The following is a 474-nucleotide window of genomic DNA, read 5'->3' as shown; positions in this document are numbered from 1 at the left end:
TTTTTCCAAACCATCAAGTAACGAGGTTGACACTGAAGATTCATGCTTTATATACCAATCTATCAGACTCTGTTCTTTTTTATTAATCGGTGTATTGTCACGTCCTTCAGGGGCAAAAACTATTTGGATACGACCTTCCGAAGGAGTATGTGGGCTTACCTCACTATAATCGCTTATTACTTCTCTGAAACCAACCCACGAAGGTAGAGTTTCATTCGCAACCCAACAATCACTCTTTGACAATTCAAACTTCATTTATTTTCCAAAATTCTCTAGTAGTCCTTGCGGTTAATTTTGTAACTTTGTTTTCTCACTTTTTCAGAGCAATACATTGTTACGAATATAGGCATTCTCAAAGGTATTTTTATTAATTACATCATTTTCCGCATGGGCCGCTAGGGAGCCTCCGGATAAATCTGTAATAACCCTGTGAGCCTTGAAGACTGCAGAAACTAGGCACAGCTCGCCCTAAGT

1 protein-coding gene is annotated in these 474 nt (G+C 38.8%); it reads right to left on the bottom strand.

Annotated features, from left to right (window positions below):
- Positions 1-255, bottom strand: a 255-nt coding sequence (locus MO867_RS22595; RefSeq protein WP_252473368.1) for a hypothetical protein, incomplete at its 3' end; no start/stop codon positions are given.
- Positions 256-474: the final 219 nt, after the last annotated feature.

The sequence above is a fragment of the Microbulbifer okhotskensis genome (genome assembly GCF_023895975.1).
In the GTDB taxonomy this organism is placed as follows: domain Bacteria; phylum Pseudomonadota; class Gammaproteobacteria; order Pseudomonadales; family Cellvibrionaceae; genus Microbulbifer; species Microbulbifer okhotskensis.
This window is presented reverse-complemented; position numbering and strand designations above follow the sequence as displayed.